The 22,011-nt window shown below is 61.0% G+C and carries 19 protein-coding genes and 1 tRNA gene; 9 read left to right on the top strand and 11 right to left on the bottom strand.

From position 1 onward, the window contains the following. Window positions 1-106: 106 nt before the first annotated feature. From BUA38_RS31140 to BUA38_RS31150, 3 genes are all read left to right on the top strand, one after another. Window positions 107-436 (top strand): integration host factor subunit alpha, encoded by a 330-nt coding sequence (locus BUA38_RS31140; RefSeq protein ID WP_072824068.1) that lies wholly within the window; start codon window positions 107-109, stop codon window positions 434-436. Between the two features lie 44 nt (window positions 437-480). After that, entirely contained in the window at window positions 481-1,053 is a 573-nt protein-coding gene (locus BUA38_RS31145; RefSeq protein WP_072824070.1) for a MerR family transcriptional regulator, read from the top strand. A 130-nt stretch (window positions 1,054-1,183) separates the two neighbouring features. Then, a tRNA-Pro gene (locus BUA38_RS31150) sits at window positions 1,184-1,261 on the top strand. Window positions 1,262-2,546: 1,285 nt separating this feature from the next. Here the strand turns inward: BUA38_RS31150 and BUA38_RS31160 are convergent. Next, on the bottom strand, window positions 2,547-2,936 hold the full coding sequence (locus tag BUA38_RS31160; protein ID WP_244553108.1) for a hypothetical protein: 390 nt from the start codon (window positions 2,934-2,936) through the stop codon (window positions 2,547-2,549). A gap of 275 nt (window positions 2,937-3,211) precedes the next feature. On the opposite strand from BUA38_RS31160, the gene BUA38_RS31165 reads away from it, so the two are divergent. Continuing rightward, window positions 3,212-3,607, top strand: a complete 396-nt coding sequence (locus tag BUA38_RS31165) for a YodC family protein (protein ID WP_072824076.1) — start codon at window positions 3,212-3,214, stop codon at window positions 3,605-3,607. 33 nt (window positions 3,608-3,640) lie between these two features. On the opposite strand, the gene BUA38_RS37280 is transcribed toward BUA38_RS31165, so the two are convergent. Further along, window positions 3,641-3,802: a hypothetical protein gene (locus BUA38_RS37280; RefSeq protein ID WP_156898816.1), complete on the bottom strand. Its 162-nt coding sequence runs from the start codon at window positions 3,800-3,802 to the stop codon at window positions 3,641-3,643. Window positions 3,803-3,927: 125 nt separating this feature from the next. Then, entirely contained in the window at window positions 3,928-5,661 is a 1,734-nt protein-coding gene (locus BUA38_RS31170; RefSeq protein WP_072824078.1) for a methyl-accepting chemotaxis protein, read from the bottom strand. Window positions 5,662-5,944: 283 nt separating this feature from the next. Here BUA38_RS31170 and BUA38_RS31175 point away from each other — a divergent pair, with 283 nt between their 5' ends. After that, complete coding sequence (locus tag BUA38_RS31175) at window positions 5,945-6,214, top strand: hypothetical protein (protein WP_072824080.1); 270 nt, start codon at window positions 5,945-5,947, stop codon at window positions 6,212-6,214. A 56-nt stretch (window positions 6,215-6,270) separates the two neighbouring features. Here BUA38_RS31175 and BUA38_RS31180 read toward each other — a convergent pair whose 3' ends face one another. From BUA38_RS31180 to BUA38_RS31190, 3 genes are all read right to left on the bottom strand, one after another. Further along, on the bottom strand, window positions 6,271-9,069 hold the full coding sequence (locus BUA38_RS31180; RefSeq protein WP_072824082.1) for a di-heme-cytochrome C peroxidase: 2,799 nt from the start codon (window positions 9,067-9,069) through the stop codon (window positions 6,271-6,273). 198 nt (window positions 9,070-9,267) lie between these two features. Then, the gene (locus tag BUA38_RS31185) at window positions 9,268-11,019 is read right to left on the bottom strand and encodes an adenylate/guanylate cyclase domain-containing protein (protein WP_072824084.1); all 1,752 of its coding nucleotides are present in this window, start codon (window positions 11,017-11,019) and stop codon (window positions 9,268-9,270) included. A 127-nt stretch (window positions 11,020-11,146) separates the two neighbouring features. Next, window positions 11,147-12,088 (bottom strand): acetamidase/formamidase family protein, encoded by a 942-nt coding sequence (locus BUA38_RS31190; protein ID WP_072824086.1) that lies wholly within the window; start codon window positions 12,086-12,088, stop codon window positions 11,147-11,149. Between the two features lie 84 nt (window positions 12,089-12,172). On the opposite strand from BUA38_RS31190, the gene BUA38_RS31195 reads away from it, so the two are divergent. The 3 genes from BUA38_RS31195 (at window position 12,173) to BUA38_RS31205 (ending at window position 15,217) form a co-directional block, all read left to right on the top strand. After that, a complete protein-coding gene (locus BUA38_RS31195) occupies window positions 12,173-12,976 on the top strand; it encodes a YdcF family protein (protein ID WP_083587846.1) in 804 nt (267 codons plus the stop codon). 242 nt (window positions 12,977-13,218) lie between these two features. Beyond that, entirely contained in the window at window positions 13,219-14,004 is a 786-nt protein-coding gene (locus BUA38_RS31200) for a DUF169 domain-containing protein (protein WP_072824088.1), read from the top strand. A gap of 28 nt (window positions 14,005-14,032) precedes the next feature. Next, window positions 14,033-15,217: a saccharopine dehydrogenase family protein gene (locus tag BUA38_RS31205; RefSeq protein ID WP_072824090.1), complete on the top strand. Its 1,185-nt coding sequence runs from the start codon at window positions 14,033-14,035 to the stop codon at window positions 15,215-15,217. On the opposite strand, the gene BUA38_RS31210 is transcribed toward BUA38_RS31205, so the two are convergent. Next, window positions 15,168-16,412, bottom strand: coding sequence for an FAD-dependent oxidoreductase (locus BUA38_RS31210; protein ID WP_072824092.1), 1,245 nt, complete (start codon window positions 16,410-16,412; stop codon window positions 15,168-15,170). The genes BUA38_RS31205 and BUA38_RS31210 overlap by 50 nt on opposite strands. A gap of 93 nt (window positions 16,413-16,505) precedes the next feature. Between BUA38_RS31210 and BUA38_RS31215 the strand changes: the two genes are divergently transcribed. Beyond that, window positions 16,506-17,027: a MarR family winged helix-turn-helix transcriptional regulator gene (locus BUA38_RS31215; protein ID WP_244553109.1), complete on the top strand. Its 522-nt coding sequence runs from the start codon at window positions 16,506-16,508 to the stop codon at window positions 17,025-17,027. Here the strand turns inward: BUA38_RS31215 and BUA38_RS31220 are convergent. The 4 genes from BUA38_RS31220 to BUA38_RS31235 form a co-directional block, all read right to left on the bottom strand. Then, on the bottom strand, window positions 17,005-18,267 hold the full coding sequence (locus BUA38_RS31220; protein ID WP_072826579.1) for an O-antigen ligase family protein: 1,263 nt from the start codon (window positions 18,265-18,267) through the stop codon (window positions 17,005-17,007). The two genes, BUA38_RS31215 and BUA38_RS31220, sit on opposite strands and share 23 nt — an antisense overlap. Before the next feature lie 51 nt (window positions 18,268-18,318). Beyond that, window positions 18,319-19,863, bottom strand: a complete 1,545-nt coding sequence (locus tag BUA38_RS31225) for an undecaprenyl-phosphate glucose phosphotransferase (protein ID WP_072824094.1) — start codon at window positions 19,861-19,863, stop codon at window positions 18,319-18,321. 119 nt (window positions 19,864-19,982) lie between these two features. After that, window positions 19,983-21,119: a glycosyltransferase family 4 protein gene (locus tag BUA38_RS31230; RefSeq protein WP_072824096.1), complete on the bottom strand. Its 1,137-nt coding sequence runs from the start codon at window positions 21,117-21,119 to the stop codon at window positions 19,983-19,985. A 3-nt stretch (window positions 21,120-21,122) separates the two neighbouring features. Next, window positions 21,123-21,869, bottom strand: a complete 747-nt coding sequence (locus tag BUA38_RS31235; protein ID WP_072824098.1) for a polysaccharide biosynthesis/export family protein — start codon at window positions 21,867-21,869, stop codon at window positions 21,123-21,125. Window positions 21,870-22,011 lie beyond the last annotated feature (142 nt).

Consider the following 22,011-nt stretch of genomic DNA (forward strand, 5'->3'; position numbering starts at 1 on the left):
TTTTGCGCTTTTCTTTCATGCTATTAAGGCAGGACGGCTGTTGACCGTCGGTACTTAAGCTCATAATTTCAGAAGCGAATATTGTTCGCCGAGAGTGGGGCAGGCGATGACCGGAACCGGAAAAACTGTCACGCGTGTTGATCTGTGTGAGGCCGTCTACCAGAAGGTGGGACTGTCGCGCACGGAATCATCCGCGTTTGTCGAACTGGTGTTGAAAGAGATTACCGACTGCCTCGAAAAGGGCGAGACGGTGAAGCTTTCCTCTTTTGGCTCTTTCATGGTGCGCAAGAAGGGCCAGCGGATCGGACGCAATCCGAAGACTGGAACCGAGGTGCCGATTTCGCCTCGCCGCGTGATGGTGTTCAAGCCATCGGCGATTTTGAAGCAGCGCATCAACGGCCACGGCGCCGGAACCAACGGCACCAAGCCCGCCTAAAACGCGGTTCTTTGCACCGGGGCGAGGGATAGAGGAGCGAGCATTTGGACAAAGCGCCGGATGCCTTCCGAACCATCAGCGAGGTCGCTGAAGACCTCGATATTCCGCAACACGTCTTGCGGTTCTGGGAGACGCGGTTTTCCCAGATCAAGCCGATGAAGCGAAGTGGCGGCCGCCGATACTACCGGCCGGACGACGTCGACCTGCTGCGGGGAATTCGCCGTCTGCTCTACGGCGAGGGGTATACGATCCGCGGCGTCCAGCGCATTTTGAAGGAGCATGGCATCGCCTCGGTGCAACGGCTCGCCGATGCCTCCGCGGTTGCGTCCTTCGGTGCGATCGAGGAGGTTGTCGGTCAGAGCATCCTGGATGACGATGAGGCTGCGCCACCGATCGACCTCGACGACGACGACTATGACAGCTCCGAGGAAAGCGGCGTTCCACGGATGGCCGAACGCCGCACCAGCCGGCGAGACGTCGACAGCTTTGACGACGAGGAAGCAATCGCGGGAGTGGCGGATATTGCTCCGATCCTTGACGTGGCGCGCCTCAAGGGCGCGCTAGAAGACCTGATCGCCTGCCGCCGGATGCTCGACGCCGCACTCAAGGACGGCTGACGGCAATTGCGGCAGCGACCGGGGCGGCCGGCCCGGGGCCTGTTGAACGGCTTTAACCTGCCGGCAAATGACGCGCCAGGCCGATCGGCCGCCTTGCGCGGCCGCCTGATCAAAGCTAAGGGAACGGCATCGGAGCGTGGCGCAGCCCGGTTAGCGCACTAGTCTGGGAGACTAGGGGTCGGAGGTTCAAATCCTCTCGCTCCGACCATTTTTACCAATATTTTCAACGGTGGCTGTCACGGGTTGGTTTGCAGCCAACGGCCCGTTTGCAGACGGTTTGCAATTTTGTTCGTGGCACGCTCGCTTCCGGTTTCCGATACTGGCTTGTTTGCGAGCACGCTGGCCTAGTTTGCGGAGGGCACCTTCTTGACGCAAACGGTAGCGCTTGGCTTCGCGTTTGGTGGGCAGTCCCAACTGCTATCGAATCCCATGTTGTTAAACGGCCCAAATGGCGGCCCAAAGAAGCACGGAATTTTTGCTCATCGTGAGTCCTGGCCGCCTCAGTTGGCGGCCTCTTTCCCCTGGGGCGGCGCTGCGTGCGGGAAGCCAGCCTTGTCCCGGTAGTATCAGGCTTCTGGCTGGCATGGGCCGCGTGTCGAAACTGTCACAGCCGCGCATAAATTGCTCCCGCGCCGCCGATTATGTGAACTAGGAAACATTCCTGAAGCCGAAACGCGATTACGGTGTGGCTGTCCGGCTTACAGAATGTGTAAGGACAGTTTGATGTTTGAGTTCGTTGTTGCCGCTATTGCATTATCAAGCGCCAGCATTTTCTTCGCGCACATCGTTGACGCCTACGTAACCCGATAAGGGCGCGCAAGGATCCGTAGCAGCTGCTCGACGTTCTGATTCAGTCCCGGACGATGGTTTGGGTTAATCTTTCATTAACCAGAATCGCGTGAGCCTCCCGACAAATAAAATTGCATCCCGGGCTTCGGTCCGAGAATTTTGATTGTTCATCCTGGGGCGACGAGCAAAAGGCTCGAGGGGGCTCGTAGGAGTGGCATCATGTCGGTTCGTAGCGTGTGGCTCAATGGAGCCCTGCTTTCTGAAATTGCGCTCACAATCATGGGCATCTTGAGCATAGGCATACCGCTGGCGTTAGTCATCATTTTGGTATGCAGCTGAGCAGCCTGGCACGCGAAGCGGAGCGTCACGCGGGGGTGGCGGCAAGGTCCGTACACCACTTAGTGAACTAGTTCATCAAACCAAATCGGCGTGTGGAGTACGAATAGCAAGCAGTGGAAAAAACTCTCATGCTTGCTGAGAAGTTCTTCTTGTTTTTGGAAACGCTCCTTAGCCGTACCTCCGCGCCAACCGCAACCTATCCCGATGGTGGCCCGAAGGTGAAAAGCCAGTCGCAATTCGTGCCGATCAAATTGTCGGACGCGGACAGCCGACGCTAGCGCGGAATAATTTATCTGGCCGCGTGAAGTTGTCGGCCACGTTCGCGCATCGCGCGATGAACGATCGGCCGACATCATTCACAAGACTCAAACGCCGCCGGGCGCCACGTAGCAATAAACGTAATCACCGCGGCTCAAAAATATGACACCGTGCCCGGTCGGATTGGATTGGTCATATTTCAGTTTGTGATTTGGAACGACGATCTTGGTTCCGACCTCGACGTGTTTACGACGCAACGGTGCGTCAGGTCGGGAGTCCGTGACGATGGCGACATATTTGTCGCCGTCAACTTCGAAAGAATCCGCCCAGTACGCATCCGCCTCGCCGCAGCATGAGACAGCAGGATTGTCCGGCTGCATCAACGCCTGGTACCACCGCCGGATTTCCGGATCTGTTCCTTCCCACTGCCCGAAATCACGGGCGTTCGCTACGCTCATCAACAAACCGAACGCTGTACAAAGGACGAGGCGTCTCATGCCGCACTCCTGAGTTTTTTCAGCCAGTTCGTTCGAAGCAATGTTCGTGCCGCGAATCAGTATGTCGTAATATTGTATGTTAAAAATTTGAGACGCGCGGGCGACCGTTTATTTGCAGTTGTTTGTGTGGCTTTGCTGCATCGATTTCAAACGATCTCCGTTATATTACGGGCAAGCCGATGGCGATCAGTCGTGATGATGATAGCGCTGCGACTTCGATAGGATCGTTGCAAAGCCGCCACATCATTTCTTCGCATTGACGAAGGGTTTCGCAAATGACTGCTTTAAAGCCGGGCGATCTTGTTGTCCTGAAATCCGGCAGCCCGGTGATGACGGTCGACACGGTCAACACTGACGTTTTCGACGACGACAAGGTCACAGGCATTTTGTGTGCCTGGTTTGTCGGCAACAAATTGGAACGGGCGCGATTTGACCCGGGCGCGCTGGTTGCAGCGCCGTCGCCGGACGCGCAAACGGAGAAAGCGGAAACCCGTCCCGTCGAAAGCGCCGGAGCCTACAAGGCCATTCTTGACGAGATGGCCGCTGCTATGAACGACCCCGCGGAGGCTCCGCAGGAAGCATCGAAAGCATCCACCGCGCGGCCAAAGCAGGCGTCTTCCCGGAAGCACGCCGCCAGCGATTCGGCGACGGAGGTGACTGGAACGCACTGATCACGTCTCACGCATATGTTCTGCGGGGGCATCTCAGGGGAATTCGGTCGTCTCCTGCATTAGATAGAGTGCAACGAGGCCGATGGTGATGAGTGTGGAGAAGATCGCGACCGACAGCGTCCAGTTGGCGTGACGTTTCGGGTGACGCCCGAGGGCCATGAGTGCCCTTACCGCTTTGAGACCGCTCTTTGCCATGTGGTCAATGCTCCGCGCCCCGCGCGCTGATGGAGATCGTACCCGACCTCACTCTAGCACGTTTCGGCGGATCAGGCGCGTTCCTCGGCGGAATAGCCCGATGGGAACCGCGCGGCGCGGGAGGATCAGGCCGCGCGAACGCTGTCGAGGAATTTTTCGACCTCGTCCCGGAGGTGAATGCTCACCTCGGAAAGCGACTTGGCCGATTGCAGCATCTGGCCTGAGGTCGTCTCGGTCTCGCTGGCGCCATGCGCAACGCGCCCGATGTTTTCGGCGACGTCGAGGGTGCCGCCGGCCGCTGCCTGGACGCCCTGGGCGATGTTCTGGGTGGCCGCGCCTTGCTCTTCGACCGCGGCCGAGATTGCGCCTGTGATCTCGCTGATGCGCTCGATGGTCTGTCCGATCGCCTTGATCGCTTCCACCGATTCTCCCGTGGCGCGTTGCATGTTGTCGATGTGCGAGCTGATCTCGTCGGTGGCTTTCGCGGTTTGGCCGGCCAGGTTCTTGACCTCCTGGGCAACGACGGCAAAGCCGCGGCCCGCATCGCCGGCGCGCGCGGCCTCGATCGTCGCGTTGAGGGCGAGCAGGTTGGTCTGTTCCGCAATCGAGGTGATCAGCTTGACCACGTTGCCGATCCGGTCTCCGGCGGCGGACAACTCGGCCATACGTTCGTCGGTGGCGTTGGCTTGCTTCACCGCCTCGGCCGCAACACTGTTGGAATCCTGGACGCGCCTGCTGATCTCGACGATCGACTGCGACAGTTCATTGGACGCCGTTGCGGCGCTGCGGACGTGCTCGGAGGCTTGCCGCGAAGCATCGGCCGATTGGTCGGACATTTCAGAGGTCGTGTGCGCCGTCACTGAGAGCTGCTGCGCATCCTTCTCGAAGCGGTGGGACGAACTCATCACCTGCTCGATGATGCCGCCGATCCTGGTGCGGAAATCCTCGACGAACCGGTTGAGCTCCGACTTGCGCCGCTCGGTGGCCGATTTTTCCGCATTGATGCGATCGGCCTCGAGCTGGCGGCGCTCGATCCGGTTGGTCTTGAAGACGTCGATGGTTCGCGCGATCACGCCGATTTCGTCGCGGCGGTCGGCGTACTTCACCTCCACATCAGTCCGGCCTTCGGCGAGTACGGTGAGACTGGCGGCAACCGCCTTGAGCGGCTTGGTGACGCGGCGGACCAGGAGCGCGGTCGCGCCGAGCGCAAGCAGCGCCGCGATGCCGGCGGCGATCGCCATGGCGTAGATCGCCTGCCACAGCATGCCGTCGAGTTCGTCCATCGCGATGCCGACATAGGTAACGCCGACGACCTTGCCAGCGGGATCGAAAACCGGGTGATAGGCGGTGTAGAAGCGGCGGCCGAACAACATCGCCGGCCCCTTGTAGGCCAGGCCGCGGCGAAGCATCGCTTGTCCGGGATGGTCCGCCGCTAATTGCGTTCCGACCGCGCGGTCGCCGTTTTCTTTCGTCACATTCGTCGTCCGCCGGACGAACTGGCTCGTCGTATCGTCAAAGACGAACAGCGTGGCGTTGCCGCCGACATAGGAGGTTGCGCGGTCGACAATGCGATGGTCGGCGAACTCCGGCATCTTCGGCACTTCGACGCGCTCGACGACCCCGTCGCGAATGGTGATCTTGGTGTCCGGATAGGTCTCGCCAAAGGCCAACGCAAGCGTACGAAGGCTGAGATCGATGTCGCGTACGGCGCGGGCGTTGAAGTCGCGCGTCAACGACCAATATCCCGCTCCAACCAGGAACGCCGCAGTGATTGTGATCAATAACGCCGCGCTGAGGGCAGCCTTTGGGCCGAGGTTCAAGCGCGACAGGCCGAGCAGGCCCCCAAACCCTTTCGTCATGCGAAATACCTCATAAAATATCGGGATGAGGTTACAGATAGTTGCTTAAGATAATCTTTGAGCGCCCGGCCTGGGCGGTTAGGTCGCAGGGCGCGGCTACCATAATACCGCTATCGTCATCCAGGTTTTGTGTCCGAAGAGAGGGAATCGGGGAGCCTGCCGGACGGAAATCACGACGTCAGTGCAACGGATGATCCAAAAATTGCCAGAGATTTTGCGCAAGCGTTTCTTGGCGACGCTTCAGGCGCAGTGGTAAAAGGGAATCAAAAGGGAGTTTCCTAGTATGAGAGTTCTTTCGGCCGCCATCGTTTTGACGCTGTTGCTCAGCGGACCCGTTTTCGCGCAAGCCAAGCCGCCGGCGGCGCCGCAGGACCCGCCGAAGTCGCCGGGACAGATCGAACAGGAAAAGAACCAAGACCGGGCCTACAAGAATTCGCTCGGCAACATTCCGGACAAGCCGCCGGCGGACCCGTGGGGCCAGGCTCGCGCCGTCGACGGATCGAGCAGCACGACGACGACCACCAACGCCACCAAGCGAAACAAGTCCAATTAAGCCGGATTGAACGATCGGGCAGCCGAAGCGGGAGCTTCGGTTGCCCGTTTGATTCGTCAGAGCGTCTTCAGATATTCGATCAGGTCGTAGCGTTCTTCGTCGCTCAAGAGACGGCCGATAACGCCGGGTTTGCCGGGGCCAGGCGTTCCCTGCAGCGAATGGCCGAGGTTGCTGTTGCCGGGGATCCGGCTGCCGTCCGAAGCCTCGACAGAGAACAGTGTTTCGCCCTTGGCGCAGGTCAGCTTCTTGCCGGGCTCGACGCGAAAGCCGACCTGCTCCGGATCGAAATCGCGCGTGCCCATGCAGAATTGCGTTGGCCGTTCGGCGGCCGGCCTGAGCATCCAGTAAAGCGACGGCACCGAGCCGTTATGCAGATAGGGTGCGGTCGCCCACACACCGTTCAAGGGACGCACGCGATAATGCGCTTCCTGGGCGTTGCCGGGATTGGGGCAATTTTTCCGAGGGCCCCACAGCGCCTGGCGTTCGGCATCCGACAGGTTTTTGCCGTCCATCCATTTCCTGATGGTGAGATCGACGACGTCCATCAAGGCAAGCGCGAACGGCATCTCGGCCGTGGAGGAGGCGGGGACATCGGTGCATCCCCAGAATCTTGAAAGATCGCGCGCGGGATCGAGGCCGAGAAAGCCGGGCACCTTGACCGTGCGTAACGTCAGAACATGAGACTGGGCTGGATCGGTACCCATTCCGCCCACGCCCTTCTGGACTTCCTCAAGCACCGGCCCGCTCCAAACCCTTTTCCAATGGGATTCGTTTACGGACCAGAAGCTCTTGTCCGGATAATTCTTATCAAACACGGGATCGTTGACCGGCCCGAGATGGCATTCCACGCATATCTCAGCGTAGATCTTTCGTCCGTTTTCGACCCGTGCGGGTTTGATCTTCCAGGCGTCATCGTCCGGGAACATTTGCGCGGGCCATGGCGGCGATTTCAGCCCGGCAAAGCGCGGTGGTGTTTGCTCGAAGGGGTTTGATCCCTTCAGCAGATTCTCGATGGCGGCGAGATTTGCGACGTCGACAGACGAACGAAAGAGCGTATCCGGCGAATAATCGGGCGAGACGTTAAGGAGCGCGGAGACGCCGAGCGCCTCGCCGGCATTGCGAATCAAAGGCTGCTGAATTGAAGCGTCGTACTGCGCCCAGTAGAACCACGACACGGTCCAGATCGGCGGAAACGACACCGGCGCATCCCGTACATGAAGGTTCTCTTCGAAGCCCGCAACCCCGCTCAACGCCGGATCGGTCGCGAAAACCTGATTGCCGATCCGGTTCAGTGCATCGAGGCGGCCGTAGCCCTCCTCGGTGTCCTGCTGGTGCACTCTGTCGTACAGGTTCGATAACGAATCCGCCTGCATCTTCACGAAGGCTCCCGCCTCCAACAGTCCCTTTTTCAGTTCGGCGCGGGCCGCTTTCGTGGCGCCGGCGCCGAGCACGCGCGTGGCAAAACGGTCGAAGCGGCTCGAGAAAAACAGCGTATAGGCGATGGAGAGACCGGTTGCTTGCTCGAGCTTCAGGAGATTCACCATCGCCGGACCGCCGTCGTAGCGGATGCTGGTGCCTTTGTAGCGAATGCTGCCGGTGTGGCAGGCGGCGCAAGTCAATCCGATCAGATCGGGCTGGGCGACCCCGGTTGCGGGGTCGGTCGCGCCGGTCAGGCGTGCAAACCCGACGGGAAGGCCATCGAAATTCTCGACCGGCCACTTGCTCGACAGGGCTGGCGTCGATGCCGGTGCTTCGGCGGACTCCGCATAGCCATAGCGAAGCAGCGTCGGCTTGTCCGTGTCGATGGCTTTCGGACTGGGGATGAAGCCGAAGCGCTCAAGATAGCTGGTGTCGCTCAGCAAACCCGGCCGCGAAAACAGATGGATGCGCGGCTGCTCCAGCGCCACGAACCAGGCGTAGGGCACGGGAAACGTCTTGGTGCCCTGGCTCGCATGGTGAAACCAGTGCCGGTCTTCGGTCGACCAGTTCTGATCGAGCCAGCGGGCCGTCTTGACCGGCGGCATGTTCGGCAGAGGGGAGGGCAGCAACTGCGCCAGCTTGTTCACGGGGCCGGGCAGCGCGGCGAGCCGCGTCTGAAGCCAATCCGGAAACTGGGTGATTGCCACAAGCGCCAGGACCGCGGCCGCAACTGTTGCGGAGATCACCCAGCCGAAAAAGCGAAGAAGGCGGCTCGGCGGCACCGGCCCCGCCGCGAGCCTTGCCACGATGCGCGCGGGAAATTTCCGCTCCACGAACAACGTCTTGACTTCCGTGACGCTGAGATAGCGGTCATCGCCTTCGCCCTTGCCCATGATATTGAGCAGGACCGGCCATTCGCCGTTCATCAACAGGCGATCGATCGGACGCCGATGTCCCTTGGCGCGCTCGAAATTGGCGTTCATGTAGGTCGTGATCTGCTGCGAATTCAGCCCGCGTTCGGCGCCACCAGAGGGATTTGCGTAATCCGAGCCAAATTCGCCAAGGCGCGCGATCTCGGATTCGTCCACCTCGCCGTCGACAGTGAGGATTCGCGAGCCGGCGCCATGCTTGTCGAGCGGGCCGTTACGCAATTCGTCGAGGACCGCGCCCGACCACCAGCTTTTGAACAGCCGCAGCGGATTGAGCCCATTTGCGATCAGTGCGACCCCATAGATTTCCATTCCGGCGAGGCGCTCCTTCAGGCCTTTTTCGCCAGTCGCAGCTTCGATGGTGCCGGTCAGTTTCGGCAGCGGAACCGTGTGTCCGCCGACATAGCCGTTGGCGACGAGGCCGCGCAAGAACGGGCAGGGATTGTTGGGGGAAACGGGAATCTGTTGGCTGGTGCCGGCAGATGAATTGGCGTGCGTATCAGACATGGCCTGCAATCCCCAAAATACGACGTTGCCAAACGGACCGGCGTTGAATTGAAAATCAAAACTCGCCTCGCTCTACCTTCAGTTGAGCATTGGCGGAATCGGGCGGAGTGTCAATTCTACGCAGGCAACTAGCGCGGCGCAATTTGTCGGGACACGCGCGGCGCGTGGCCCGATCTCCGCCGAATAAACGAGGCTGATCTAGTTGGAGGGAACGCCCGCTTTCAAAAGCCCGTCCCGGTAGTGGGCAATGTCGGCGGGGTTTTTCCAGCGGAAATTCCGCAAGTGTCGTTCGACTGTCATGGAAGGGAAACAGTTCAAGAGGACCGCGGTCGCCTTTGCGGCTTCTTCCCTTCGACCAGACTGCGCGAGCGCTGCGGCCCTGACCGAGAGCACCTGGAGATGATTGGGATTGAGGTACAAGGCCTCCCGCGCCCAGGACAGGGACGCGTCGTATTGCTTCAACAAATAGTGGGCGAAGGCGAGTAACGCTGTCCATTTGTATCGGGGGTCACTGTTGCCGCGCTGCACGGCGGTGGAAAACAGCTCGATCGCCTGCTGATGCTCGCCTTCGGAGAAATGACATATTCCGAGAATGCCGCGCGCGCCCATGTCATACGGGTTGAGGTTCACCGCTCTTTTCGCGGCATCCATCGCCGTGTCGTGGTTTCCCTCCATCGCATGCATGTAGGACAGAAGGCCAAAGGCGAAGGAGGAGCGGGGATCGAGCCGGACACTGCTTTCGGCGAGGCTCATCGCCTCCGTCCACAGTTCCTTGGTGCTCTTGATCCATCCGTATTGGACGCCTTGCACCATGATCGTGGCGAGGTAGGCGCGTGCAATCGAAAGCGAAGGGTCGAGAACGGTGGCCTGCCTGAACAAGTCGATCGAGGTTTCGAAATCGGCTTTGGTGTGGCGGTAGTAGTGGGAGAGACCTTTCAGGAACCGGTCCCACGCGGTCGGGTCGGCCGACGGCCGGGCAGGGGCCGACGCCTCGGCTCGGAAAATTTCAGGCGCGATCGCCGCCGACAGATTCGTGGTGAGTTCGTCCTGCATCGCAAAGAGGTCACCGATATCGCTGTCGTACCGGTTGGCCCACAATTGCTCGCCGCTTTCAGGGGAAATCAGTTGCGCCGTCACCCGGATCTTGTTGCCGGCGCGCCGCACCGAACCCTGGATCAGATAGGTTGCGTCGATTTCGCGTGCGATCAGGCGTGTCGAGAGATCTTTGCCCTTGAAAGAGAACGTCGCGTTTCGGCTCAGCACCCGAAAGAACGATTGCAGCGACAAGGCGTGGATGAGGTCCTCGGTCAGGCCGTCGGAGAAATACTCTTCGGCGTGGTCGCTGAGATTGACGAAGGGCAGCACGCCGACGATGGCGGTCCGGTACTGTGCGGGGAGATTCGCTTTATTGTGGAGATCGCGGTCGTCGGTGGCGGTTCTGGCCGGATCCCAGGTCCATACGCTGATCGCTTCCTCGATGTTCTTGAACCGGCGGCTGCCGGCATCGATCAGCGGAACGTGAATGTGCTTGCTCGCTTCCTGGTAGGCCTTGCCGGAAACCGCGACGCCTCCGGGAGTTGCGACAGACTCCAGGCGGACGGCGATGTTGACGCCGTCGCCGAAAACCTCGTCCTCATCGGCCATGACGTCGCCCATGTGGACGCCGAGACGAAACTGCATGAGCCGATCTGTGGGCAACTGGCTGTTGCGCTCAGCCATCAGGTTCTGCAGCTCGATCGACGATTGCAGCGCGCCAACGACGCTCGGGTATTCGAGCAAAAATCCATCGCCGGTGTTCTTCACCAGACGGCCGCCGTGATTGAGGATGATCGGGTAGATCGCACTGCGGTGGGCCTTGAAGATCGCATGCGTGCCTTCTTCGTCAGCGCCCATCATGCGGGAGTAGCCGGCGACATCAGCGCAAACGATGGCAGCCAGGCGTCTCTCCATCCTCAAGCCTTCTCCAGTGGTCGCGCTTCGCGCACGTCATCGTCCGTTCGGCGTACATCAAGGTAAGCGGTCGTGGAAGCGAATCCAATGACTTAAGTGTGGACGCCGCAAACACCTCCGTAAGTGTTCATCCGTGAACAATTGCCTTGGCGATCATGCAATGAATACCCTTGGAACCGTTGACCGTTTGCGTGACCCGCAGATCGGCCGCCAGGCTGCACAACGTGTAGGCATCCTCACGCGACAGGTTTCGCTTTTCGCCGATCAGCACGATCATGTCACGCAGCGCCCGGACGACGCACTGGTCGAGATCGGGATCCATGGCCATCGTCATATAATGGGTCGGCGTCTCGGCGCGCGGGTAGTCGAGCCGCAGGTCCTTGCGCAGCGTCAATTTGAAACGGCCCTGCAGCGCCGTTTCGATGGCCGTGACGCAGACTTCGCCGTCGCCCTGAACGCCGTGGCCGTCGCCGCAGGAAAACAGGGCGCCCGGCACGAACACCGGCAAATAGAGCTTGGCGCCCGGCGTCAGCTCCTTGTTGTCGAGATTGCCGCCCATCGCACGCGGGATCAGCGAAGTGATGCGGCCCCAGGCGGGCGGCGGCGCCACACCCATCACGCCGAAGAACGGCGAAAGCGGCAGTTCCAGCCCCCACGGCATCCGGCCCACCATCCGCTTTCTGTCCAGCGGAATGTTCATCAACCTCGGCGTATGGAAATCGTCCGGCAAGGTGCCCGCCAGCGGCCGGATAAGATTATAGCCCCAGTCCTGGCGCAGCTGGATATCGAGGATATCGACTTCAAGCACGTCGCCGGGCTCGGCGCCGGCGATGGCGACCGGTCCGGTCAGGATATGGCCCGGTACCATCCGTTCGCTTTTGGCATGAACTTCATCAAGTTCGGGCGGAACGTGAAATTGGCTGCGGTCCGGCACCACCTCCGGCCCGCCGCTGATGGTGTCGACGGTGATCTCATCGCCACTTTCGATCGTAAGGACGGGCCGCAATTTGGCTTCGAAGAAGCCCCAATGGCAGGTTTCGGGGCTGGCTTGCAGGTGATGATGTTTCATGACGGGTCTTCTGTACGGAGTGGACGTCGCGTATGACGCTGTATCAGAGATATCGCCGGCAAATTGTGGATTCTGGGGGAGCTCGTGTTTTTTTTACTATCGAAAACGCTGGGCACCATGCTGATGCCGGTGAACTTTCTGATCGGCATCGGGATGCTGGGTGCGCTTCTTCTGGCGACCCGGTACGCCAGGTCTGGCCGCTGGCTTCTGGTGGTTTCGGTTCTGCTTTTGGCGTTATGCGGATTTTCTCCGCTCGGACGGCTCTTGCTGCTGCCGCTTGAAGAGCGGTTTCCATCGTGGGATCCGGCCCACGGCGCGCCCGATGGCATTGTTGTGCTGGGTGGGGCGATCGATCCCGATCTGTCCGCGGCGCTTGGCAGACCGGCTCTTGGCCGTTCGGGCGACCGGATGGTTGCGACGGCGGAGCTTGCCCGGCGCTATCCGAAGGCCCGTGTCGTTTTTTCCGGCGGCAACGCCAACCTGGTCGGCGATGATTCCGCCAAGGAGGCCGACTATGGGCTGTCCATGCTGGAAGACCTCGGTGTTGCCAGGGAGCGGCTGGAGGCCGAGCGGTTGTCGCGCAACACGGTGGAAAATGCCGAATTCGTCAAAAGAACAGCCAAGCCCAAGCCAGGCGAACGTTGGCTGCTGGTGACATCGGCCTACCACATGCCGCGCTCGATCGGCCTGTTCCGCAAGGCGGGATTTGAGGTTGAGGCCTATCCGGTCGATCGGCGCACCAGCCGATCCGACGTTTTCCAGTTTTCGTCGGTTTCGACCAACGGTCTGGACCGTACCGACATCGCCATGCGCGAATGGATTGGTCTTCTCGCCTACCGGCTGACCGGGAAGATCGACGATCTCCTGCCGGGACCGAGCCAGAAGTAGCGAAGCCCCAATGGTCGCAAGCACGCGACAATCAGGCTAGTGTCCGGGTTCCGACATTCGTATCTTTTAGCCGCGGGCACTTTTACGAATGTCAGAACCAAACGGACACTAGCAAATATATGATGCTGGTATGGCTTTGACTCTGACGTTCCTTTGAAGTGATCGCCGCGAAACTGAAAGGAACGTCACAGTGCCACACCAGTATTGCGGCTAACAAGAACGCCAATCCGGGAGCAAGCGCCATGCAACAACAGACATCGTCGGAAACGTTTGATCCCGTCAGCATGGTCGCGGAGCTCAATAACCTGCTTCGGCTCAAGACAACGGTGATCGGCCTGAAAATGTTTGCCACCGTCGAGGAGATGGCAGCGATCCCGAAAATCAGGCGGCCGAGCGCAATCCACACCACCGACCAGATCGTAAGCATGGCCTCGCGGCTCGGCTGGACGGTCGGCATCACAGGTGACGATCTTGCGGGCGCGCAGTGCCGCGCCGTGATCGGATTGGGACCGCAGGACGAGACGTGGCGTGCGGGAGCAAATTATGTCGGGGTGTGGCACGGCACAGCCGAAGATGCGCGCAAGCGCCAGGAAGCGCTCGACGTCGTTCCTTTCGGCCACTACCAGGCGATGGCGGTCAGTCCGCTCGCGAGCGGCCGGCTCGATCCGCCGGATATCTGCCTCGTTTATGCGACGCCGGGGCAGATGATCATCCTGATCAACGGGCTGCAATATACCGGCTACAAGAAGTTCGAATGGAGCGTCGTCGGCGAGACGGCGTGCGCTGATTCCTGGGGGCGGGCGATCAAGACCGGCGAGCCGTCGCTGTCGTTGCCGTGTTTCGCCGAGCGCCGCTATGGCGGCGTGCCGGACGAGGAAATGCTGATGGCGCTCAAGCCTTCCGATCTCGCCAAGGCGATCGTTGGCATGAAACAACTGGCGAAGAACGGCTTGCGCTATCCGATCGCGCCCTATGGTATCCAGAGCGACGTTCGTGCCGGCATGGGCGTTTCCTACGGCAAGAAGTAAGACGCGTTTTCAAGTTCAGGGAATTCAAATGACATCTTCGCCCAAGTTCGACATCGTGGTGTATGGCGCGACCGGATTCACCGGTCAGCTCGTCGCCGAATATCTGGCCGCGCATTACCGTGGCGACGCGCGATTGAAATGGGCGATGGCCGGGCGGAGCATGGACAAGCTTGCCAAGGTGCGCGACGCCATCGGAGCGCCCGCCGACACACCGCTAATCGTCGCCGACGCCAGCGATCCCGGCTCGATCAAGGCGATGGTCGATCAGACCAGGTCGGTCGTGACCACGGTCGGTCCGTACCTGCTCTACGGCAACGAACTGATAGCGGCTTGCGCGTCCTCGGGCACCGACTATTTCGATCTTTGCGGCGAGGTGCCGTGGATGCGGCGGATGATCGACGCCCATCAGGCGACCGCAGAGCGGAGCGGTGCACGCATCGTGTTTTCGTGCGGGTACGATTCCCTGCCTTTCGAACTCGGCGTTTTCACCTGCGAGGAGGCCGCGAAGAAAGCATTCGGCGCGCCTGTTACCCGGGTCAAGGGACGCATTCGAGCCATGAAGGGCACGTTCTCCGGCGGCACGGCGGCGAGCGGCAAGGCCATATTTGACGCTGCGGCGAAAGATCCGAGCCTGCTGACGCTGGTGCGCGATCCCTTCGCTTTGACGCCGGGATTTAGCGGGCCGAAGCAACCGCCCGGCAACAGGCCGGTCTATGACGAGGATTTGCAGACCTGGTTGACGCCATTCTTCATGGCGAACATCAACACGCGCAATGTCCATCGCTCCAATGCGCTCCTGGGTTTCCCCTATGGGCAAGACTTCGTCTACGACGAGATGCAGATCGCCGGACCGGGCGAGGAGGGCGAGGCCAGGGCCAAGCGCATCATGGCGGCCAACAACAATCTGGCCTCGGGGGCTGCGGTCCCCAAGCCGGGCGAGGGCCCTTCGAAGGAAGAGCGGGAGAGCGGCTATTACGATCTGCTGTTCGTCGGAATTTCCCCGGACGGCCGTCAGGTCCGTACGTCGGTCAAGGGCGATCGCGATCCGGGCTACGGGTCGACGTCCAAGATGATTTCAGAATGCGCGATCTGCCTGCTGCGGGACACGCCCGACGTTCCAGCGGGAATCTGGACACCGGGCGCGGCCATGCAACACAGACTGATCAAGCGGCTTGTCGATCACGCAGGCCTGACGTTTCAGGTCGAGGCGTGACTTCGCGCGTCGCATCATAGGCAAACATAAAGTCCATTCCACGCGAAGCGAATGGTATCAGCGCGCTGAACATCCGGTCACGGATCCAGGCGCCTGTCGCGCTGAACTCGCGCTTGCTGTTGCCATTGCGCCGGGCGATCGCGACGATATGCTCCACGCGCGTGCGCCTTTCCTCTTCGAAGGCCCTGAAGGTTTCCCCAAGGTCCCGCCGTTCCTGCATCAGGCGGCAAAGCCGCATCGCATCCTCGAGCGCCAGCGAAGCACCCTGGCCCGCATGCGGGCTTGTCGCGTGCGCGGCATCGCCGATCAGGAGCGTCCGCCCGCGCGACCAAACCGGCAGGGTAGCGACATCGAGCGTGTCAGTGACGAGAATGCCTTCGGCATCATGCAGAATACGCGGTATGGGATCGCGCCATCCGGCATGAAAATCGAGCAGATGTCGCCGAATGGTCTCCTGGTCCATGGAGCGATGGGCCGCTGCATCGAGACCGCGGGAAGGCTGCGTGCTCCACCACATCGCGCCGCAATGCGGGTCGGGGCTGCAAAAGCCGTATCCGAAGAAGCCGCTTTGTCCGAAAGTAGCTTCGATCCCCTGTCCCATTGCGCCGCCTTCGATCAGCGATCTCGGAATGAATCCGCCAAAACTAATCAATCCGGTATCGAACGGGCGTGGTCCATCGGGCAGCACGTGCTGGCGCACCATCGAGTGCACGCCATCCGCACCGATCAGAAAATCGCCTTCGCTGCTGCTGCCATCGCTGAAATGCGCGACGATGGGCCGGTCGGCGCGATCCTCGATGCGCGCCAGCCGCTTTTCGAAGCGCAGTTCGACGTTCTCGCACCAGGCCCTGTTGATGAGCGTTTCGAGCAGGTCCGAGCGGCGCATATTCACCGCTGGCATGCCGAAGCGCTGCTGCATGCTCCGGTTGACCGAGCCGAGCTTTCTGCCCGACTTCGAATAGAAGTCAAAGGATTCCGAGATCGAGCCGGTGGCGATCATATCGTCAGCGAGCCCGATCTCGGCCAGCACGCGCATGCCGTTGGGGGCGATCTGCAAGCCGCCGCCGATGCCGGCCGAGTAGGGCCATGCCTCGAACAATTCGACATTGAAGCCGGCCCGCTTGAGAAGAATCGCGGCGGCAGGGCCGGCAATGCCGGCTCCGATGATGAGGGCTTTTGGGGAACGGGTAACCATGGCTTGCTCCTGTCGTTGCGGCGAGCTAAGAAGTCACGGATACTAATTATCTTAGTATCTAAGATACATACCGACTAAGATAAGAGACCAGCCTTGTCAAGGACGAAAGCGCGCGCCGCGTTGCTACAGGAACTCGAAACCGCGATGCGGAAATCCTCCGCACAGGGGACGTTGTTTGCGCAGGCCGTGGCGGAACATGCCGGAATTTCCAGTTCCGACATGGATTGCATGGACTTCCTCAACATGGAGGGCCGGATGACCGCCGGCCGACTCGCAGAACTCACCGGGCTGACGACGGGTGCTATCACCGGCGTGGTCGACCGGATGGAAAAGGCAGGATTTGTGCGGCGGGAGCGCGACGACAGTGACCGTCGCAAGGTCTTCATCGCGCCGGTCCCGGAACGGCTGGCCGAAATCGGACGCTTCTACGTGCTCATGCAGCGCGCAATGGAGAAGCTGTCGGACGGTTATACGGATGCTGAATTGAAGTTGCTGCTGCGCTATGCGACCGAGGCCTACCACTCGATCCTGGAGGCGACCAATCAGCTCAGGGCGATGATGAAGGAGCTGCCGAAGGGAAAGCGCGCCGAGGTCAGGAAACCCCAGCGGCGCTGACGCCACGATTGGATCGGGCTTTATAGGCCTGCGCCGCGGCGAACATGCCCCACATCGTGCCGAGCATCATCCAGAAGTGACGCCAGTGGTCGGTGTCGATCACGAAGGCCTCGCCGGCGGTGCCGAGAAACGCCGCAAAGATCGCCAGATACAGGCGCTGCCATGGCACCGGTGTCAGCACGTGCCGAAATCCCATCACCATCGTCACCGCGATCAAGGCCGGATAGCAGATGCCGGAGAGCCAGCCGCCCGACATGAAGGCGTTGAGGTAGGAGTTATGGGTGTCTTCCGGAAAGTAGCTGTGGAATTGCAGCGGGCCGATGCCGAACGGAAGGTCGAGCGCCATCTCGGCGCCGAGAATATGGCGGCCGAACCGGCCGAAGCGGCCCTCGTCGTAGCTTTGGTCGAAGCTTGCGCGCTGCTTGAACATGTCGGCGATGGAATCGAATGACAGAAGCGCGGCGATCAGCAGCACCAGCAAAATGGCTGCGAGAAGCGAAGTCGTCACGATCCGTGAACGCTGCGCGTGGCTGCGGCTCGTCATGATCATCATGGCGAGCATGAAGGCCGCAGTGATCGCAAGTCCGCCCCAGGCGGCACGCGAGAACGCGAGCAGAATCGCCAGCGCCATGATGGTGAAGGCGACGCCGTTGCGGAGCGCCTTGGCAAAATGGTCGGAAACGACGCTCTGCAAGGCAAACAGGGCCGGCAGAATCAGAAAGGCGCCGATCACGTTCGGATCCTTGAACGTGCCACGGGCGCGTCCGTAGAGCGTGAGCAGGTCGTGCCCGCCGGGGACGAGATTGAGGTAACCCGCAATGGCCGAAACGGATGCGATCATCGCGCCGACGACGAGGCCGCGGCGAAGCATGTCGAGGCGCGCCAGCGTGTCTTCCGAGATCACCATGGCGAAGAACATCACGGTAATTGCCATGTACCAGGACGTGGCAATCCAGCTTGCGACCTCCGGCTTGTCGTAGAATGGAATGGCGCCGATGCTGTAGCCGATATTGATCAGAACAAGCAGAAGAAGCAGTGGCGCCAGCACGAGCCGCAGGCGCAAGCCGGTGGCGCAGAACAGCACCGCCGCGCCGAGCGTCATGATCTCGTAGGGGCTCGGTTCGATGAACACGATGGCGCCGGAAGCGCCAACCAGCCACACCAGCGCGCGCTGGAACGACAATAGGCGCGGCGGTGCCGTTAGTGCGGCAGGAGGCCCGGCGAGCGCCGTGTACGCCATCGACATGTCAGATACTCAAACTCACGCAACTCACGCGCAGAGGGCGCCGCATCAATAGGCGTTGTCGTTCTTCGTCAGCAGAGCCAAAGGCGTCTTGAACAGAATGACGAGGTCGAACAGCACCGACCAGTTCTCGATGTAATACAGGTCGAACTCGACGCGCTTCTGGATCTTTTCCTCGTTGTCGATCTCGCCGCGCCAGCCGTTGATCTGCGCCCAGCCGGTGATGCCGGGCTTGACACGGTGGCGCGCGAAATAGCCGTCGACCGCCTCGTCGAACAGCTGGTTCTGCAACTTGCCTTGCACCGCATGCGGACGGGGCCCGACCAGCGAAAGATTGCTCTTGAACACCACGTTGAAGAGTTGCGGCAATTCGTCGAGGCTGGTCTTGCGGATGAAGCGGCCAACACGGGTGACACGTTTGTCGTTCTTGGTGACGACCTTGGAGGCCAGCGGGTCGGCCTGATCATGATAGAGCGAACGGAACTTGAAGACGTCGATGCGTTCGTTGTTGAAACCGAAACGCTTCTGACGGAACAGCACGGGGCCCGGACTGTCGAGTTTGACCGCCAGCGCAACCAGCGCCATCACCGGCGCGGCGAGCACAAGCACGATCGCGCCAACGAAGTGGTCGAACATCCACTTCATCACCAGATCCCAGTCGGTGATCGGCGCCTCGAACACGTCCAGCGTCGGCACTTTGCCGATGTACGAATAGGAGCGGGGACGGAAGCGGAGCTTGTTGGTATGTGCCGACAATCGGATATCGACCGGGAGCACCCACAGCTTCTTCAGCATTTCGAGAATGCGAGTTTCCGCTGAAATGGGAAGGGCGAACAGCACAAGATCGATGCGGGTACGCCGGGCGAATTCGACGATGTCGTCGATCTTGCCGAGTTTCGATTTGCCGGCGCAGGTGTCGAGCGCACGATTGTCGTTGCGGTCGTCGAATACGCCGAGCACGTCGATATCGGAATCGACTTGCCCATCGAGTGTTTTGATCAGCATCTCGCCGTTTTCGTCGGAGCCGACGACGATGGTGCGCCGGTCGAGCCGGCCCTGGCGGGCCCAATAGCGGACCAGCCAGCGCAGCAGCAGGCGCGACGAGATTAGTACCGCAAGGCCGACGAAGAAGAACGCCGAAAGCCAGAGCCGCGAAATCTCGCCACCGAGCTTGGCAAAGAAGGAAACGCTGATGAACAGCAGGAAGACGAACGCCCACGATGAGATCATTCGCGTCATCTGGCGAAGCTGGCCGCGGAATATCTGGACGTCGTAGATGTCGGCGGCCTGGAAACAGATCACGGCCGCAAGCGTCATCATCAGGATGGCGCCAATGTATTCCCAGTGAAAACCGGAGAGCGGTGCGACGTAACCCAGATAGAGTACGATTCCGATGAAGCTCAGCGAGATAAAATCCGCGAGGCGCACGACGCCTGCGATCACGATCGGCGAATAGGCGCGGCGTACCTTCTGACTGGCGACGACGAGCGCGGCCTGCGAAAGCCGGCGTCGGCGTTCGAGCGGCGGAGCGCCTGCGGCTACCGAGGCCGCGGCGGCGGCATTCAACATCGAGCGTGCATTAACCGGTTCCACTGTCGTTCAACCCATTCTGGTCGCAATGCATATAATAAGCGGGCGCGTGCTGCGCCTAAATCCCAAGTCTTCGGATTAGATGAGAAATCGCAAGAAACGGTTATCGGCGTAAGGAATGGTTAACGCCGGGCAAAGGCTTCGCCGTAGCTTGCAAGAACGCCCTGCACCATCGCCTTTTGCGAAAAGTGCATGAAGATACGTTCGCGAAGCGTCTTGGCGCGCTCGGTGGCGGCTGCCGTATCGTCGAGCGCGGCTTCGATCGCATCCGCCATTGCGCCGGCGGAATTCGGCGCAAACAGCGCCTCCCGATGCGGCCCGAAGATTTCGGGGATGCCGCCGACATTGGCCGCGATCATGGGAATTCCGGCGGCGGCAGCCTCGATCACGACATAAGGCATCGAATCGCCACGCGAAGGAACGACGAGAAGTTTTCCTTTCGAGAAACCGAGGCGCGCCTTGACGTGGCCGATGAATCGCACCGCTTCGTTGAGGCCGAATTTTGCGACCTGCGCTTTCAGGGTGTTGAGCTCTTCGCCATCACCACCGAGCGTCAGCGTCACAGGCCGGCCATCGGCGCGCAGCCGTGCCACCGCATCGATCAGGAGGTCGGCGCCCTTGATGTGCCTGAATTCGCCGACGTAGGCGACGTCGGTAGCGTCTGGTGCCAGCGTTACGGCATCGAACTCCTCGGCGGTGACGCCGTTGAAGACGCAACGCACCAGTCCCGTCGCCGGTATGCCGATTGTGCGCTGATAGGTGTCGCGGGCGAACGCGCTTTCAAACAGAAAGAGCTCGGTGTTGTCCATGAGCGCGCGTTCCAGCCGGCTATAGAAGGCGCCTCGCCAGGTGTTCAACGGGTAGTGCAACGAGCCGCCATGCGGGGTGTAGACGCGGATGAAGCGCTTTGATCGGCCGCGCATGCGGATGAATGCGCCGGCCTTGGCGCCGTGCCCATGCACCACGTCAGGCTTCAGCCGCGCGACCAGGTACATGAAGCGCGCCCAGACCAGGGCGTCGGCGAGATGAGGCTCGCGATGGATCGCGAGACGCCGGACGCCGAGCTTGAGCCGTGGCGCGATCTCGGCGAAAGCCGCGTTGGCGCGCTCGCCGCCGGTCAGGCTGTCGGCGATAATGCCGACGTGGTGACCGGCATTGATCTGGCCATTGGCGAGATCGAGGATGTGGCGGATGATTCCGCCGACTGGCGCGCGCACCGCGTGGACTATGCGAAGGGGCCGGTTGGCTATCTCCGACATGCGCTAGAACCAGCGTTCGCCGACGAGGATGGTATCGCCGGGGCTGATGGCGGTGCCGAGCGGGACGATACCGCGGCCGGCGTTGTGGGTCAGCGTGACGCTGTCGCGTTTGGCGCGGGGCGAGAAGCCGCCGGCAATCGCGACCGCGCTTTCGACGCTCATGTTCGGCACATACGGATATTGCCCGGGGGCTGCGACCTCGCCGAGGATGAAGAACGGCCGGTAGGTTTCGACTTCGACCGCGACCGAAGGCTCGCGGATATAGCCGTTGCGCAAGCGGGCCGAAATGTCGGCGGCGAGGCCCGCCGGCGTTTTGCCGCGCGCGGCGACCGCGCCGATCAACGGCATGGTGATCGCGCCGCCGGCATCGATGGCGTAGGTGTTGGTGAGGCCTTCCTGGCCGTAGACGACGACGCGGAGCTTGTCGCCGGCATCGAGGTGATAGGGCGCATCATGCGTGGCCGCGACGGGAGCCGCGGCATAGGCGTTGGCGACCACGGCGGGCGTGCTTGCGACCGCTGTCGATGCGTAAGTCGCGCGCGGCGAAGTGGCATAGTTGGCGCGAATAGCGCTGACAGCGCCGCCGGAATCGCTTGAGGCAACCGGATAAGAGGTTTGCGCGGTCTGGCCGTAGGCGAGGGTATCGAGGTCGTTGCGCGGCGCCATCGCGACCTGCTGGCCCGTCTGCATGCAGCCCGCAAGCGCAAGCGCGGCCATCAAACCGGCAATTTGGGCGCGAACGCCTCGCATCGAAAAACCCACCGTCAAATTCTTGATTCCGATTAAGGGCTTTCATGGTTAACAAAACATGACGACAGCGGGTCCGCGATTCCTGCGAAAGGCGTCAAAGACGCCAAATTAACCCAGCGGCAACCTTAATTGAGTGTAATCG

Source organism: Bradyrhizobium erythrophlei (assembly GCF_900142985.1).
Lineage (GTDB): Bacteria > Pseudomonadota > Alphaproteobacteria > Rhizobiales > Xanthobacteraceae > Bradyrhizobium > Bradyrhizobium erythrophlei_B.